The sequence below is a fragment of the Nocardioides sp. genome (genome assembly GCF_036267815.1).
Lineage (GTDB): Bacteria > Actinomycetota > Actinomycetes > Propionibacteriales > Nocardioidaceae > Nocardioides.
In genome coordinates this window covers 1-16,155 of record NZ_DATAVI010000070.1, presented here as the reverse complement: position 1 = coordinate 16,155, position 16,155 = coordinate 1, and the positions used below count along the sequence as shown (strand labels likewise).

The following is a 16,155-nucleotide window of genomic DNA, read 5'->3' as shown; positions in this document are numbered from 1 at the left end:
TGTCGGCGCGATGGCACCCCTCATGGCGTCTCGGCGCCCCGCTGGCGGCAGTCCTGGCGATGACCGGTGGCAATGCCCCCATGGCCGTCTTGGACGTCACCGACCCGCGCAGCTGGTCACCCACCGACTGGCTGGCCGATGCGCTGCCCCATGCCGCCTTCGGTGTGGTCACGGCCACGGCTCTTCACCTCATGGACTGGCAGGGGCGCGGAAGCGCAGAGTCGCCACCCGGCTCACGCTGAGTGGCTCACTCCCACTCGATGGTCCCCGGGGGCTTCGAGGTGATGTCGAGGGTGACGCGGTTGACCTCGGCGACCTCGTTGGTGATGCGGGTGGAGATCTTCTCCAGCAGGTCGTAGGGCAGGCGCGCCCAGTCGGCGGTCATCGCGTCCTCGGAGGTGACCGGTCGCAGGACGACGGGATGTCCGTAGGTGCGGCCGTCTCCCTGGACGCCGACGGAGCGGACGTCGGCCAGCAGGACCACGGGGAACTGCCAGATGTCGCGGTCGAGCCCCGCCGCGGTCAGCTCCTCGCGGGCGATCAGGTCGGCCGCGCGCAGGATGTCGAGCCGCTCTCGCGTGACCTCGCCGATGATCCGGATCCCGAGCCCCGGCCCCGGGAACGGCTGGCGCCAGACCATCGTGGGCGGCAGCCCGAGCTGCTCGCCGACCTGGCGGACCTCGTCCTTGAACAGGGCACGTAGCGGCTCGACCAGCTCGAACCGCAGGTCGTCGGGCAGACCGCCGACGTTGTGGTGGGACTTGATGGTGGACGTGCCGGCTCCCCCGCCTGACTCGACGACGTCGGGATACAGGGTCCCCTGCACGAGGTACGCCGTCTCGCCGCCGGCCTCTCCGCTCGGCAGGTCCGCGAAGACCCGCACCTCGGCGGACTCGAAGGTGCGGATGAACTCGCGGCCGATGATCTTCCGCTTCTCCTCCGGGTCGTGGATGCCCTCCAGCGCGCCGAGGAACTGCTCACTGGCGTCGACCACGTCGAGGGAGTCGAAGACCGCCTCGAAGTCTCGGCGTACCTGCTCGGTCTCTCCCGACCGCATCATCCCGTGGTCGACGTAGACGCAGGTGAGCCGCTCGCCGATGGCGCGCTGCACGATCGCGGCCGCCACCGCCGAGTCGACACCGCCCGAGAGCGCGCAGATGGCACGGCCGGCTCCGATCTGCTCGCAGATCTGCGCGACCTGCTCGTCGACGATGTTGACCATCGTCCAGGTCGGACGGCAGCCGGCGATGTCGTGGAGGAAGTGCTCGAGCACCTGCTGGCCGTGCTCGGTGTGGAGCACCTCGGGGTGCCACTGGACGCCGGCCAGGCGGCGTCCGGTGTCCTCGAACGCCGCGACGGGGGTCGCCTTCGTCGAGGCGAGGACGTCGAAGCCGGGGGGCGCCGCGATCACCGAGTCGCCGTGCGACATCCACACCGAGTGGTCTGCCGGGAGGTCGGCCAGCAGCGCCCCGGGGCGGTCGACCTTGACCGGCGTACGGCCGAACTCCCGCGCACCCGTCGGCGACACCGCGCCGCCCATGCCCTGGGCCATCAGCTGGAAGCCGTAGCACATCCCGAAGACCGGGACGCCCGCGGTGAAGACCGAGGCATCGACCCCGGGGGCTCCCGCGGCGTACACCGACGACGGGCCGCCGGAGAGGATGATCGCGGCCGGCTTGCGCGCCAGGAGCTCGGCGACCGGGGTCGTGTGCGGCACGATCTCGGAGTAGACCCGTGCCTCCCTGACCCGCCGTGCGATCAGCTGCGCGTACTGCGCCCCGAAGTCGACGACGAGGACCAGGTCGTGGGTGTCGTGCTCCGACATGCCCGCAGCCTATCGGCGCCCCGGTGGTGACCCGGCAGAGCCCGGCACGCCAGGGAGTGCGGCCGGGCTCTGCGGCCCGTCCGCCGGTTCTGGCGACAGCCGGGCAGGGCCCACACCAAGGGAGGGAGTTCGGAAAGTGCGGGCCTGCACGTGGCAACGAGCGGCCGCCCGCCGGGTTACGGGTCGACCTTGAGCGTTCGAAGGACCGTCAGGAGACGGAGACGATCGGCAGTCGCAGGGCCGCCGGTGCGCTCTCGGGGACGGCGGGGTGGGCCGGGGCGACCGCCGAGACCTGCCGGTACGGCGTGCCGAGCGCGGGCCGCGGGTCGGCCTCGCCGTGGTTGGGCCACAACGCCATCGCCCGCTCGGCCTGGGCGGTGATGGTCAGGGCGGGGTTGACGCCCAGGTTCGCCGAGATCGCCGACCCGTCCGCGACGTGCAGACCGGGGTGGCCGTAGACGCGTTGGTAGGCATCGACCACGCCGGTCTCGGCGGAGTCGCCGATCGTGCACCCGCCGATGAAGTGGGCGGTCAGCGGCATGCCGAAGGGCTCGCCGACCGTGCCGCCCGGCGTCCCGCCCATGATCTCGGCCATCCGCCGCGCCACCGTGTTGGCAACCGGGATCCAGGTGGGGTTGGGCTCCCCGTGACCCTGCCGCGAGGTGAGGACCCGGCGCCCGAGCCGGCCCGCCTTGGTGAAGACCGTGATCGAGTTGTCGCGGCTCTGCATGACCAGCGCGATCACCGTGCGCTCCGACCAGTGCCGCATGTCGTAGAGGTCGAGCACCGTTCCCCTCTGCCGCCACAGCTCGGCGAGCCAGGTCCGCCAGCGTGGCCCCAGGTCGCCGTCGGTGAGCACCGTCTGGAGCAGGGACATCGCGTTGCTGCCCTTGCCGTAGCGCACCGGCTCGACGTGCGTGTGCTCGTCGGGGTGGAACGACGAGGTGATCGCCACCCCCTGGCTGTAGTCGGTCGAGGCGTCGGTCGCGATCGCGCCCAGGATCGACTCGGAGTTGGTGCGTGAGAGATGGCCCAGCCGGTCTGAGAGACCCGGCAGGTGCCCCTCGTCCTTCATCCGGTGCAGCAGCCGCTGGGTCCCCAGCGCCGACGCCGCGAGCACCACCTGGTCGGCGGTCAGGACGCGGGTCGACCCCGCACGACGGAGCTTGTCCTTGGTGTACCTCACGTGGACGTCGTAGCCGGCGCCCTCCCGCGGCACGATCCGGGTGACCGTGGTCAGCGGCAGGATCCGCGCCCCGGCCCGCTCGGCGAGGTGGAGGTAGTTCTTGACCAGGGTGTTCTTGGCGTTGTGCCGGCAGCCGGTCATGCACTCCCCGCAGTGGCGGCACGGGTTGCGGTCGGGCCCGGCCCCACCGAAGTAGGGGTCGGCCACGGCGTCGGAGGGCTGCTCCCCCGGGCCGCCGAAGAAGACCCCGACGGGCGTGGGGTGGAAGGTCTCGCCGACGCCGAGGTCGTCGGCGACCTGCTTCATCACCTCGTCGGACGGCGTCGTGCGCGGGTTCACCGCGACCCCGAGCATCCGCTTCGCCTGGTCGTAGTACGGCGCGAGCTCGGCCCGCCAGTCGGTGATCTGGCGCCAGGACGGGTCGTCGTAGAACTGCTCGAGGGGCTCGTAGAGGGTGTTGGCGTAGACCAGCGAGCCGCCGCCCACCCCGGCCCCGGAGAGGATCAGGCAGTCCTTGAGCGCGTCGATGCGCTGGATGCCGTAGCAACCGACCTCCGGCCGAAAGAGGTAGCGCCGGGTGTCGAACGACGTCGCGGCGAAGTCGCCGTCCTCGAACCGCGCCCCGGCCTCGAGCACCGCGACGCGGTATCCCTTCTCGGTCAGCCGCAGGGCCGAGACGGATCCGCCGAAGCCCGAGCCGACGACGAGGACGTCGTAGTCGGCCATCCGGTGAGAGCTCATGGCGGGGTGCTCAGGCCCGGCCGAGCTTCTTCAGCGCGCGCAGGCTCAGGGTCATCGCCTTGCCCCAGGTCTGGTCGGACAGGCCGTGGGCCGGGGCGACCCGGGTCACCCGCTGGGTGGCGACCGACTGGGTCTCGGTGAAGCGCAGCACGCCTTCGCTGCCCTGCCGGCGACCCAGGCCCGAGGACCGCATGCCACCCATCGGCGCCTCGATGCTGGCGAACGTCGCGGCGAAGGCCTCGTTGACGTTGACCGTGCCGCAGCGGATCTGCCGCGCCAGCGAGCGCGCCCGGCCGCCGTCGCGGCTGTAGATCGAGGCGTTCAGGCCGTACTCGCCGTCGTTCGCCCGGGCGACGGCGTCGGCCTCGTCGTGGAAGCGGTAGGCCGAGACGACCGGTCCGAAGGTCTCCTGGCCGAAGCAGGTCATGTCCGGGGTGACCCCCTCGAGGATCGTCGGCTCGTAGAAGAACGGGCCCAGGTCGGGGCGCGGCCGCCCGCCGGTGAGCACGCGGGCGCCTTTGGCCACGGCGTCGTCGACGTGCGCCGTGACGACCTCGAGCTGCCGGCGGCTGACCAGGGACCCCATGTCGTTGCCCCAGTCGAGGGTCGCGCCCAGGGTCATCGCCTCGGTGCGCGCGACGAACCGCTCCAGGAACCGGTCGTAGACCTGGTCGGCGACGAACATCCGCTCCATCGAGACGCACAGCTGACCGGCGTTCGAGAACGCCGCGCGGACGGCACCCTCGGCGGCCCTCTCCAGGTCGGCGTCGCGCAGGACCAGGATCGGGTTCTTGCCGCCGAGCTCCAGCGAGCAGCCGATCAGGCGCTCCGCGCAGCCCTGGGCCACCTGGCGTCCCGTGGCGGTCGACCCGGTGAAGCAGACGTGGTCGGCACGCCGTACGACCGCGGGGCCGACCTCCGGACCGGGCCCGGCCACGACCTGCCACAGGTCGGCGGGGAAGCCGGCCTCCTCCAGCAGCGCGGCGGCGAACAGCCCGGACAAGATGGTCTGCGCGTCGGGCTTGGCGACCACCGCGTTGCCCGCGAGCAGGGCCGGCAGGCCGTCGCACAGCGCCATGGTGAAGGGGTAGTTCCACGGCGAGATCACGCCGACCACGCCCTTGGGCAGGCGGTTGACCTCGACCCGGGTCAGCAGCGGGAAGACGCCGCGGACCCGCCGGCTGTCGAGGTGCTCGTGCGCCGTTCGCGCGTAGTAGCGGGCGGTGAGCGCGATGTGCAGCGGCTCGTCGAAGGCGTGCTTGCGAGCCTTCCCGGACTCCAGACAGATCAGGTCGATGATCTCGGCCTGACGGTCGAGCACCAGGTCGTGGAGCCGCAGCAGCGCGTCGGCGCGGACGTCGAGCGGGGTTCGCGCCCAGGACCCCTGCGCCACGCGAGCCCGCCGGAACGCCTCCTCGACGTCGGCGTCGGTCGACTGCGGGATGTGGGCCAGCGGTTGGTCGCCGATCGGCGAGCGCACCTCCTCGGTGCGGCCGGAGGTCGCCACCAGGCGGTGCGTGAGGTCGGCGACGTACGCGCGATCCAGGGCGTACGACGCGGTCGGGTCGTGCTCGGGATCGTGCGGGCCCTCCACCACGGGTCCGGTGGCCGGGTTCCGGTCGCTCATGTCCCGAGCGTAGGTCGGCGGCGACACCTGGGCTACCCCCCGGTAACCAATGCCACACGGACCTCTCGGCAGGCGGGCTGAGAGACCCGCCGCTCGCCGTCGCAGGGGCCTCGGCGGCCCCCTCGGCCGCACGCCGTACGCCGTGGCCACCTCGCTGATGCCAAGCTCCCGCCCCACCCACCCCTCGCGCTGGTCACACCAGTCACACGAACCCCCGCTTACGCGGGGCTCTTGACACTTCTTGGGGGTTGCAGCGGCCAATAAGTGCCAACTCCCCCGCTTCAGCGGGGGATTTGGCTGCGACGCTGCAGCAGCGCCGCAGCAGGAGGTGAGGGGTCGGGGTCAGACGATGTCGGGGGCGCTGACCCGGGCCTCGTCGGCCTCCTGGTCGGTCAGCTTCTCCTGCGACTGCCGCTCGGCCTCGACCCGGCGCAGGTAGTGGTCGACCTCGTCGTCGCGCCGCGCGGCGTCCCAGCCGAGCTCGGCGGCCATCAGGTCGGCCGCCGCTGTCACCGCGACCGTGCCCCGGTCGAAGGTCTCGATGGAGATCCGGGTACGGCGGGCCAACACGTCGTCGAGGTGTCGTGCGCCCTCGTGGCTGACGGCGTAGACGATCTCGGCGCAGAGGTAGTCCTCTGCTCCCGGCAGGGGCTCGCCGAGGTCAGGACGCGCCGCGACCAGCGCCAGCACCTCGTCGAGCAGCCCGCCGTACCTCCCGAGCAGATGGTCGATCCGGCCCACCTCGAGCCCCGAGCGTCGGCTCAGGGCAACCCGCTGGTTGGTGCGGGTGAGGAAGCCCTCGGCTCCGAGGAGCGGCACCCGTTCGGTCTGCGAGGGCGCGACCCCGGCCCATCCCCGCACCGCCACGTCGACCGCGTCGCGCGCCATCACCCGGTACGTCGTGAGCTTGCCGCCGGCGATCAGGACCAGGCCGGGCGCAGGGCTGACCACGGTGTGCTCACGGGAGACCTTGGTGGTCGCCGACCGCGCCTCGCCCTCGCCACCAGACCCCACGCCACGGCCCGGCTTGCCCGCGAGCAGCGGCCGGAGCCCGGCGTAGACGCCCTCGACGTCGTCGTGGTCCAGCGGCACCTTGAGCATCGTGTTGACGTGGTGCAGGAGGTAGTCGATGTCGGTGCGTGACGCGGCCGGGTGGGCGAGGTCGAGGTCCCAGGCGGTGTCGGTGGTGCCGATGATCCAGTGCCGACCCCAGGGGATCACGAAGAGCACCGACTTCTCGGTCTTGGTGATGAAGCCGCACTCGGAGCGGATCCGGTCGCGTGGCACGACCAGGTGGATCCCCTTGCTGGCCTCGACGTTGAGCGTCGGGGTGCCGCCCAACAGGCCCTCCACGTCGTCGGTCCAGACGCCGGTCGCGTTGACGACCGCGCGGGCGTGGATCTCCAGCTCCTGGCCCGACTCCAGGTCAGTGGCGCGGACCCCCACCACGCGTGACTCCCCCCGCAGGAAGCCGGTGACCCGGGTGCGGGTCGCGACCAGCGCCCCGTGGTGGGCGGCGGTGCGGGCCAGCGTCACGACCAGGCGTGCGTCGTCCACCTGGCAGTCGTAGTAGCGCACCGCACCGCTCAGGTCGTCGGTGCGCAGGTCCGGGGCGATCCGGGCCACCTGCCTGCGGAAGAGGTGCTTGTGCTTGGGCAGGCCCATCTCGTACTTGCCGGCCATGGCGAGTACGTCGTACAGCGCCAGCCCGGCGCCCACGTAGGGCCGCTCGACGGTGCGGTGCAGCGGGTAGAGGAACGGCACCGGCCGGACGAGGTGGGGCGCCAGCCGGGTCAGCAGCAGCCCCCGCTCCTCCAGCGCCTCGCGGACGAGCCCGAAGTCGAACATCTCCAGATACCGCAGCCCGCCGTGCACCAGCTTGCTGGACCGCGACGACGTCCCGCTGGCCAGGTCGCGCTGCTCCAGCAGCCCCACCGACAGGCCGCGTGAGACGGCGTCGAGGGCCGCCCCGGTGCCGACGACGCCCCCGCCCACGATGAGGACGTCCACTGGGCCTTCGGTGGCCGTCATGCTAAGTTCGCCGATCGCGCCGTCACGGGCACGAGGGGACAGGGCGCTCGACGGGGCAGACACGAGACGATCCTCTCAAGAAGCCAGGGGGGCATGGTGCGCCGTCTCGCGCGGGTCGGAGTCCTGGGTCTGCTGATGACCGTGTCCCTGACCGCCGCGTATGCGCTCCAGTCCGGTGAGATCCGCAGCGAGCGCGCCGGACCGACGATCCCGGGCCATGCCGGCCGCTCGGACACGCCCTCGCCCGAGCCGCCCCTGGTGAGGCCCTCGGTGAGCGGAGCGACGCAGCCCACGGACGGCGCCACCCCGACGACGCCGACAACGGCCACGACACCGGCCACGCCCGACGGCTCGCGCAAGGTCACCGTGGTCATGAGCGGCGACCTGCTCTGGCACGACACCGTCTGGGAGAGCGCGCACGAGGACGCCGTCGACCGCGGTCTGCACGAGCGCTTCGACTTCGACCCGATGCTCGCGGCGGTGAAGCCGCTGGTGGAGAACGCCGACATCGCCATCTGCCACGAGGAGGTGCCCCTCGCCACCGACGACGCGCACCTGTCCAGCTACCCGGTGTTCGCCGCGCCACCGGAGGTCGCGCCCTGGATCGCCTCGATGGGGTGGGACGCCTGCACCACCGACTCCAACCACAGCATCGACCAAGGCGTGAGCGGGCTCATCCACACCGACACGCTGCTCAAGCGGGCCGGCGTGCGCTACGTCGGCACCTTCCGCACCGAGGCCGAGCGACGCCGTCCGGTGGTCCTGACGACCTCGCAAGGGATCAAGGTCGCGATCATCGGCGGCACGTACTCGCTCAACGGGTTCACGCTGCCTCCCGATCAGCGCTGGGCGGTGTCGATGTGGGACGCGCGCAACCTGATCGCGCAGGCCAAGGCGGCCAAGGAGGCCGGCGCCGACATCGTGCTCGTGCAGTACCACGGCGGCACGGAGTACTCCCGCCTCCCCAACCCCGAGCAGGTCGCGCTGGTACGACGGCTGGCCGCGAGTCCCTACATCGACCTGGTGTTCGCCGAGCACGCCCACGTCGTCCAGCCGATCACCAAGGTGAACGGCAAGTGGGTCGTCTACGGCATGGGCAACATGGTGGCCCAGAGCGACCCTGCCTACCCCCGCGCCTACGAGGGCATCAGCGTGCGCTTCACGTTCAGCCAGGACGCGGCCGGCAGCTTCTCGGTGACCCGCGCGGCGTACATCCCGACATGGTGGAACGAGTACTCCCCCGGCCATCCGATCCGCGTGCTGCGGGTCCGCAGCGCCCTGCGCCACGGCGTCGGCGACCGCGCGCGCCTGCTGGAGGCGCTCCAGATGACCCGGCTCGCGGTCAACGGGCTGAACCCGCACGGCGACACGAGTCCGGGGCTTGTCGAGAACTGAGGCTCGTCCTTGCGGTTACATGGACCCCGTGGACGAAGAGGTCGTCGCACTCTACGACGACGGGGGACGTCCCGACGGGAGCGCCCCTCGGTCGCAGATGCGCGCCCAGAACCTCCGCCACGCCGCCACCGGGATCCTCGTCCGCGACTCCTACGGGCGCGTCTACGTGCACCGGCGCACACCGATCAAGGACGTCTACCCGGCCTACTGGGACTTCACCGCCGGGGGCGTCGTCCTGGACGGCGAGGACCCCCTGGAGGGCGCCCGCCGTGAGCTGGCCGAGGAGCTCGGCGTCACCAGCGAGCTGGTGACCCTGGGCGAGGCCGACTACGCCGACCAGAGCACCCGCTACCACGCCTTCCGCTACCTCACGACCTGGGACGGTGAGATCACCCCCCAGCCGGAGGAGGTGGCGTACGGCGCGTGGCTGAGTCTCGAGCGCCTCCTCGACGGACTGTCGGATGCGGAGGTCCCGTTCATGCCCGACACCCGCGCGCTCTTCGGCGACTGGGTCAGGGAGCGTGCGGCCGATCACGGCGAGCCGTACCAGGGCCGACGCAGCCTGACCACGCTGGTCGAGGGACGCTGGCTCGACCGGGTGCCGCGGTTCCGGGGCGTCGGCACGGGCCTGGTGGCGGAGGCGTCGCTGCTCCCCCTGCTGGCGCCGCTGGTGCCGCTCGAGGTCCCCGACACGATCCTCCTGGACGAGGAGCCGCTGCGGGTGCGGCACCACTGGCTACCGGGCGCGACGGCCGCCACCGCGGACCTCACGACCGAGGACGGGCGTCGCCTCGGAGGGTTCCTGAGGGCGCTGCACGACGTGCCCGTCTCGGCGTACGCCGGCACGGGGATCCCCGACGAGACCGCCACCCGGGCGCGTCTGCTCCGCGACCTCGAGCGGATGTTCCACGTCGTCCTGCCGCTGCTGCCGGAGACTCATCAGACACGCGCTCAGGACCTGCTGCGCCGCGTCGCGGTGCGAGCCCCCGCCGGCCTGGTGCACGGGGAGCTCGCCCCGAGACACCTCGTGATCGGGCCGGGTGGCCTCGCCGGGGTCGTGGACTGGGCGCGAGCCGGCGTGGGCGACCCCGCCATCGACCTCGCCTGGCCTCTCTACGGCGCACCGGAGCCGGTCGCGGAGGCGGTCGCGACGTCGTATGGGGTGAGCGACGAGGAGCTTCTCCGCGCCCTGGACTGGTACCGCCTGGACCCGTGGTACGACGTCCGGTGGGAGCCGAGGACCGGCGACCAGCCCACCGGCGCCACCCGGCTTCACGACCTCGTCGACCGGCTCGACGTCAACGCGGCGCCGTAGCAAACTCCCGCGAGGCACGCCACTCCTCCCACCTCGCGGGTCAGTGGGGGGTGACCAGGCGCGACTCGTAGGCGAACACGACCGCCTGCGTGCGGTCGCGCAGGCCGAGCTTGGCCAGGATCCTCGCCACGTGCGTCTTCACGGTGGCGACGGAGACGAACAGCTCGGCGGCGATCTCGGCGTTGGTCGCGCCGGTCGCCATCGCGAGCAGGACGGTGAGCTCGCGATCCGTGAGGTGCCTGAGCTCGTCAGGCAGGGCACGGGGGGCAGGCGGCGGTGCCCATCCCCAGTCGGTGGTCACCATCCGTGGCGCGTGTGCGGCAATGGTCATCGCATCTCCCTGGTTGACCGCTGCCCGTCGCGGCGCTCTCCCGAGCGGTCACGCGCACGGCCCCGGCAGCGGCGGCCGGTCTCATTCGCTAGGAGGAGGCAGAGCGCTCCCACGTACATGCCCGACCGGGACCGCCGGAGTATTCAGGAGACGACGACCTCGATGCGCTGGAACTCCTTGAGCTCGGTGTAGCCGGTCGTGGCCATGGCCCGGCGCAGGGCGCCGATCAGGTTCATCGTGCCGTCGGCGACCCGCGAGGGCCCGAACAGGATCTCCGCCAGGGTGCCCACCGAGCCGATCGCGACGCGCTCGCCCCGCGGCAGCTCGGCGTGATGCGCCTCGGCACCCCAGTGGAAGCCGCGCCCGGGCGCGTCGCTCGCCCGGGCGAACGGCGAGCCGATCATCACCGCGTCGGCACCGCACGCGATCGCCTTGGCGATGTCGCCGCTGCGCCCGATCGAGCCGTCCGCGATGACGTGGACGTAGCGACCGCCCGACTCGTCGAGGTAGTCACGGCGCGCGCCCGCGACGTCGGCCACCGCACTGGCCATCGGCACCGCCACGCCGAGGACGGTGCGGGTCGTGTGCGCAGCCCCGCCCCCGAAGCCGACCAGCACTCCCGCCGCGCCCGTGCGCATCAGATGCAGGGCGGCCTGGTACGTCGCGCAGCCGCCGACGATCACCGGGACGTCCAGCTCGTAGATGAACTCCTTGAGGTTCAGCGGCTCGGACTGCGCGCTGACGTGCTCGGCACTGACCGTCGTGCCCCGGATCACGAACATGTCGACCCCGGCGTCGACGACGGCCTTGGCGAACTCCTTGGTGCGCTGAGGACTGAGCGAGCCGGCCACGGTCACCCCCGCTTCGCGCATCTGGTGCAGGCGGGCGGTGATCAGCTCGGCCTTGACCGGCTCGGCGTACATCTGCTGCATCCTGCGGACCGCCGTGGCCGCGTCCAGCTCGCCGATCTCGGCCAGCACTCCCGAGGGGTCGTCGAACCGGGTCCACAGGCCCTCGAGGTTCAGCACGCCCAGACCGCCGTGCCGGCCGAGCGCGATGGCGGTCTCGGGCGACATCACCGAGTCCATCGGGGCGGCCACGATCGGCAGCTCGAAGCGGTAGGCGTCGATCTGCCAGGCGACGCTGACCTCTTCGGGGTCGCGCGTGCGCCGGCTCGGGACGATCGCGATGTCGTCGAAGGAGTAGGCCCGGCGTCCGCGCTTGGAGCGCCCGATCTCGATGTCGATCACGCGCTCAGCGTATCGGCGCCGGCTCGGGCTCCGGTGGTGTCGTCGGGCTCACACTCCGGGTCGGGTAAAGGCTCCGGTGTTCTCCTGCGGGTGCGCCTGCTGCATGTCACCTTGGAGTCGCCACTGAGAACGGAGCCTCCAATGCCACTCCCCTATGGGAGTCGGCACGGCCGCCGACTCGTCGGAGGCCTACTCGGGGCCGTCGTGGTGAGTCTGGCGTGCCTTGTGCCGATGTCGTCGTCGTACGCCGACGGTGACGACTACCCCTATGCCGGCCTGGGCAAGTGCCCCCTCGTTCCGAAGCCGCCGAAGCCGCCGAAGCCGCCCGGCACCCAGAACGGCCAGGGCACGCAGAACGGGCCCGGGAAGCCGCACACTCCGAAGCAGACGCACCCGGGTCAGCCCGGTCAGGGCAAGCCGGGCAAGCCGACTCCGCGCGCGTGCGCCAAGCACATCTGGTTCTACAACGGCAGCTTCGGCGACCCGTGGGGCTTCGCCCTGCGCAACTGCACCAGCTTCGTCGCCTGGCGGCTCCGGATGACCAACGGCCTCGCGGACTTCGAGAACCACTTCGGCGGCGTCCACTGGGGCAACGCCGCGCACTGGGACCGCGCCGCCAGCGAGCTCGGCTACCTCGTCGACGGTGTCCCCGCCGTGGGGGCCGTGGCGCAGACCGACCACGGCGCCAAGGGACATGTCGCCTGGGTCGAGGCGGTCGGCGACGGCACCGTCACCGTCGAGGAGTACAACTACGAGGTCGCCGGGGCGTACGACGTGCGCACCGTGCCCACCTCGACGTTCACCTACCTGCACCTGCGCGACCTGGCCCCGGCCGCCGGACTCGGCTCCACCCGGTCCGCGGTTGCCGCCACCGACGCCCACGACGGCTCGTGGTCGGCGCACACGACCGCCGCCGGCGACCTCGTCGTCCGCCGTCCCTCGGGCCACTCGACCCGGCTCGGCGCCAAGGGCGTCTGGACCACCACCGCGGCGCCGGCGATCCTGACCGACGGCCAGGGCCGCGTCTGGATCGCGGGAGTCGGCACGGACGGCCGCGTCCGGACGACGCACACCGGCGTCTCGCGCCCGGTCTTCAGCCGTCCGCGGTCAGCCCTTGCCGGCTCGCAGACCTCCTCGCCCGTCCTCGCGCCGTACGGCATCGGCGGGGTGCGCCTGCTCGCGGTCGGCCCGCACGGGACCCTGCTCGAGCGGCACACGGCAGGGGCCCGGTCCGACCGGATGAGCCCCGTCCGCCGCCTCGGACGCAGGGGCTCGTGGTCGACCCAGGCAGCGCCCACCGTGGCCACCGACGTGCACGGCCGGCTCTGGCTGGCCGCCGTCACCCACGCCGGCCGACTCCTCGTGCAGCATGCCTCGGCCTCGGGCCGGCGCTGGTCCGGGTTCCGGGCCGTCGACCGGCACTCCTGGTCGGTGACCTCGACCCCGGCTCTCGTCGACGGCCCCGACGGCCGGCTCTGGCTGGCCAGCGTGGGCGACCGTGGCCGGCTGACCGTGCGCTCCTCGCGGCCGGGAGACCGCGGCTGGTCGAACGGCGACCGGATCCCCGGATCGTGGTCGCCCTACTCCTCGCCGGCCCTGAGCAGCGACGACAGCGGACGCACCTGGCTGGCCGCCGTCGACACCTCCGGCGCGCTGGCCGTCCGCTGGCTTCCCGACCACGGGCAGCGGTGGCGGCGCGGCCGCGGGGTGCCTCATGTGGTTCCCTCGGAGACCGCCAGCCCGGTCCTCGCCTCGACCGTCGATGGCGTCCTGGTCGGCGCGGGCGACGCTCGTGGACACCTCGTCTGGCGCCGTCCGCTGGTCCAGTGGGGACCTCCGGTCGCGCACGGCCCGCACGCCGGCGGCCGGACGGTCAGCCGGTTCCTGTAGCAGGATCGACCTGGTCGCCGACGGCGATCCGGCCGGGTCGGACGACGTCGAGGTAGACGCCGAGCGACATCTCGCGGTCCAGGGTCAACGCCTTGAGCCAGCGGCCGTCGCCGGGCAGGCCCTCCTGGGCGATGTCGATCATCCGGCAGCGCTCGATCCGCTGCACCGGCCTCAGCCGGGCCGCCCCCACCGCGACCTGACCTGTCCAGGACTCCTCGACGAACGCCTCGTCGGTCTCGACCACCAGGTTGGGCCGGATGCGCCGCCGGTCGGCGTCGACGTCGAGGTGCTCGCGGCACCATGCCAGAGACGCCGTGCCGACCAACGAGACCGCGCCGGCGTCGAAGTACGGCGTCGAGGTCTCGGGCAGCACGCGCACGTCGTCGCCCATCGCCTCGCTCAGGAAGCCGTCGAGCTCGGCGCTCGGCACCGGCCAGTCGTGCCCGCGTCCGCTGACCCGGACGCCGCCAGCCGCCGACCGCGAGGCGAACTCGAAGACCTGGTCGCGACGCCGGAAGCGGCGTGAGTGCTTGCCGGACGCGAGCCTCCCGTCGCCGTCCACCACGGCGTACGCCCGGTCGCCGGCCAGCCCCCGGACGTCGAGCTCGACGGACTCCAGCGACTCTCCACCCATGGCCTTGACCGGGTAGCGCCGGATCTCCTGGAGCACGAGCGGGGACACGCCGCCGACCCTAGCGCCGCCGCCTCCCGCGAGATGCCGAGGACACTGGGGCGGTGATCTCCCGAGAGCTGGCCGCGGAGCTGCGCAGCGCCGGCCTGGGCTGGACGCCGGCCAAGGGCGACTGGTTCGTCATTCCGGACAAGGGACTGGACGCCCTGGAGTTCGTGATCAGCGACATGGTGATCGAGACCCGCACCATGGCGTTCGACAAGAAGCTGCTCGCCTTCAACGGCACCACGGAGTGGGCGATGGACATGCTCGCCGCCTCCGAGGCGCTCTGGCTCCCGCGCGAGGAGCAGCTCCGGGAGCTGCTCGGTGAGGCCTTCATCGGCCTGGAGCACCTGCCCGGCGAGACGCCCGGCTACGCCGTGTCGATGCTGATCGGCGACACCGAGTGCCGGTTCGTCGACGTCGACGTCGCGAGGGCCTACGGGCGGGCTGCCCTCGAGCTGCTCCGCTCGATGCGGTAGCCGCAGCGGCCTGCCTAGCGGCCGGTGTAGTTGGGCGCCTCGACGGTCATCTGCACGTCGTGGGGGTGCGACTCGGCGAGCGAGGCCTGGGTGATCCGCACGAAGCGGCCCTTCTCCCGCAGCTCGGCGATGCTGCGCGCCCCGACGTAGAACATCGACTGGCTCAGCCCGCCGAGCAGCTGGTGGGCCACGGCCGACAGCGGGCCGCGGTAGGCCACCTGCCCCTCGATCCCCTCGGGGACGATCTTGTCGTCGCTGGCGACCTCGGCCTGGAAGTAGCGGTCCTTGGAGTAGGACTTCTTGCCGCGGCTCGACATCGCGCCGAGCGAGCCCATGCCGCGGTAGGACTTGTACTGCTTGCCGTTGACGAAGACGAGGTCGCCCGGCGACTCCTCGCAGCCCGCCAGCAGCGAGCCGACCATCACCGACTCGGCGCCCGCGACGATCGCCTTGGCGATCTCACCGGAGTGCTTCAGCCCGCCGTCGGCGATCACCGGGACGCCCGCGGGCGTGGCCGCGAGGGAGGCGGCGTGGACGGCGCTGATCTGGGGTACGCCGACCCCGGTGACCACGCGCGTCGTACAGATCGATCCCGGGCCCACACCGACCTTGACGGCGTCGGCGCCGGCGTCGACGAAGGCCTGCGCCCCGTCGCGGGTGGCGACGTTGCCGCCGATCACTTGGACGTGGCGGGTGGCCGGGTCGGCCTTGAGCCGCTCGACCATCTCCAACAGCATCCGGACGTGACCGTGAGCGGTGTCGGCCACGAGCACGTCGACCCCGGCCTCGACGAGGGTGGTCGCGCGCTGCCAGGCGTCGCCGAAGTAGCCGATCGCGGCGCCGACCATGAGCCGGCCGTGCGAGTCCTTGGACGCGTCGGGGAACTGCTCGGACTTCACGAAGTCCTTGACCGTGATCAGCCCGGCCAGCCGCCCGCGCTCATCGACGAGCGGCAACCGCTCGCGCTTGTGCTGACGCAGGATCGCGGTCGCGTCTTCGTGGTTGATGCCCACCGGCGCCGTGATGAGCGGCAGGTGGGTCATCACCTCGTCCACCTTGGTCGTGGCCCAGTCGGCGACGGGCACGAAGCGCAGGTCGCGGTTGGTGATGATGCCGAGCAGTCGCTCGTCGCTGTCGACGACCGGCAAACCGGAGATGCGGTACTCGCCGCACACCGCGTCGAGCTGCTCCAGGGTGGCGTCGGGCCCGATGGTCACCGGGTTGGGGATCAGCCCGGTCTGGGTGCGCTTGACCAGGTCGACCTGGCGAGCCTGGTCCTCGATCGACAGGTTGCGGTGCAGCACCCCGAGCCCACCCTGACGGGCCATCGCGATGGCCATGCGGGCCTCGGTGACGGTGTCCATCGCCGCGGAGAGCAGGGGCACGCGCAGCGACAGCTCGCGGGTCAGCCG

13 protein-coding genes are annotated in these 16,155 nt (G+C 72.2%); 5 read left to right on the top strand and 8 right to left on the bottom strand.

The features are described 5' to 3' along the window. Nucleotides 1-242 (top strand): hypothetical protein (locus tag VHW64_RS15985; protein WP_329651568.1); only part of this gene is annotated, 242 nt, incomplete at its 5' end. A 5-nt stretch (nucleotides 243-247) separates the two neighbouring features. On the opposite strand, the gene guaA is transcribed toward VHW64_RS15985, so the two are convergent. The 4 genes from guaA to VHW64_RS15965 form a co-directional block, all read right to left on the bottom strand. Further along, on the bottom strand, nucleotides 248-1,825 hold the full coding sequence (gene guaA, locus VHW64_RS15980; protein ID WP_329651567.1) for a glutamine-hydrolyzing GMP synthase: 1,578 nt from the start codon (nucleotides 1,823-1,825) through the stop codon (nucleotides 248-250). A 208-nt stretch (nucleotides 1,826-2,033) separates the two neighbouring features. Beyond that, on the bottom strand, nucleotides 2,034-3,752 hold the full coding sequence (locus tag VHW64_RS15975) for a GMC family oxidoreductase (protein ID WP_329651566.1): 1,719 nt from the start codon (nucleotides 3,750-3,752) through the stop codon (nucleotides 2,034-2,036). 10 nt (nucleotides 3,753-3,762) lie between these two features. Then, nucleotides 3,763-5,379 carry a succinic semialdehyde dehydrogenase gene (locus tag VHW64_RS15970; RefSeq protein ID WP_329651565.1) on the bottom strand — a complete coding sequence of 539 codons (1,617 nt, stop codon included), beginning with the start codon at nucleotides 5,377-5,379 and terminating at the stop codon, nucleotides 3,763-3,765. A gap of 342 nt (nucleotides 5,380-5,721) precedes the next feature. Then, nucleotides 5,722-7,410, bottom strand: coding sequence for a glycerol-3-phosphate dehydrogenase/oxidase (locus tag VHW64_RS15965; RefSeq protein ID WP_329651569.1), 1,689 nt, complete (start codon nucleotides 7,408-7,410; stop codon nucleotides 5,722-5,724). Between the two features lie 96 nt (nucleotides 7,411-7,506). Here VHW64_RS15965 and VHW64_RS15960 point away from each other — a divergent pair, with 96 nt between their 5' ends. Together VHW64_RS15960 and VHW64_RS15955 are read left to right on the top strand one after the other, a co-directional pair. Next, nucleotides 7,507-8,805: a CapA family protein gene (locus VHW64_RS15960; RefSeq protein WP_329651564.1), complete on the top strand. Its 1,299-nt coding sequence runs from the start codon at nucleotides 7,507-7,509 to the stop codon at nucleotides 8,803-8,805. 28 nt (nucleotides 8,806-8,833) lie between these two features. Further along, nucleotides 8,834-10,120 carry a phosphotransferase gene (locus tag VHW64_RS15955; protein WP_329651563.1) on the top strand — a complete coding sequence of 429 codons (1,287 nt, stop codon included), beginning with the start codon at nucleotides 8,834-8,836 and terminating at the stop codon, nucleotides 10,118-10,120. 40 nt (nucleotides 10,121-10,160) lie between these two features. Here the strand turns inward: VHW64_RS15955 and VHW64_RS15950 are convergent, their stop codons facing one another. Further along, complete coding sequence (locus VHW64_RS15950; RefSeq protein ID WP_414690512.1) at nucleotides 10,161-10,451, bottom strand: response regulator transcription factor; 291 nt, start codon at nucleotides 10,449-10,451, stop codon at nucleotides 10,161-10,163. A gap of 143 nt (nucleotides 10,452-10,594) precedes the next feature. Beyond that, nucleotides 10,595-11,701 (bottom strand): GuaB3 family IMP dehydrogenase-related protein, encoded by a 1,107-nt coding sequence (locus VHW64_RS15945; RefSeq protein ID WP_329651562.1) that lies wholly within the window; start codon nucleotides 11,699-11,701, stop codon nucleotides 10,595-10,597. 231 nt (nucleotides 11,702-11,932) lie between these two features. Between VHW64_RS15945 and VHW64_RS15940 the strand changes: the two genes are divergently transcribed. Next, on the top strand, nucleotides 11,933-13,591 hold the full coding sequence (locus tag VHW64_RS15940; RefSeq protein ID WP_329651561.1) for a CHAP domain-containing protein: 1,659 nt from the start codon (nucleotides 11,933-11,935) through the stop codon (nucleotides 13,589-13,591). Here VHW64_RS15940 and VHW64_RS15935 read toward each other — a convergent pair. Beyond that, entirely contained in the window at nucleotides 13,575-14,273 is a 699-nt protein-coding gene (locus tag VHW64_RS15935; RefSeq protein WP_329651560.1) for an MOSC domain-containing protein, read from the bottom strand. The two genes, VHW64_RS15940 and VHW64_RS15935, sit on opposite strands and share 17 nt — an antisense overlap. Before the next feature lie 53 nt (nucleotides 14,274-14,326). On the opposite strand from VHW64_RS15935, the gene VHW64_RS15930 reads away from it, so the two are divergent. Then, a complete protein-coding gene (locus VHW64_RS15930) occupies nucleotides 14,327-14,743 on the top strand; it encodes a pilus assembly protein CpaE (RefSeq protein WP_329651559.1) in 417 nt (138 codons plus the stop codon). 14 nt (nucleotides 14,744-14,757) lie between these two features. On the opposite strand, the gene guaB is transcribed toward VHW64_RS15930, so the two are convergent. Continuing rightward, nucleotides 14,758-16,155: IMP dehydrogenase (gene guaB / locus VHW64_RS15925; protein WP_329651558.1), on the bottom strand; the 1,398-nt coding region annotated here is incomplete at its 5' end.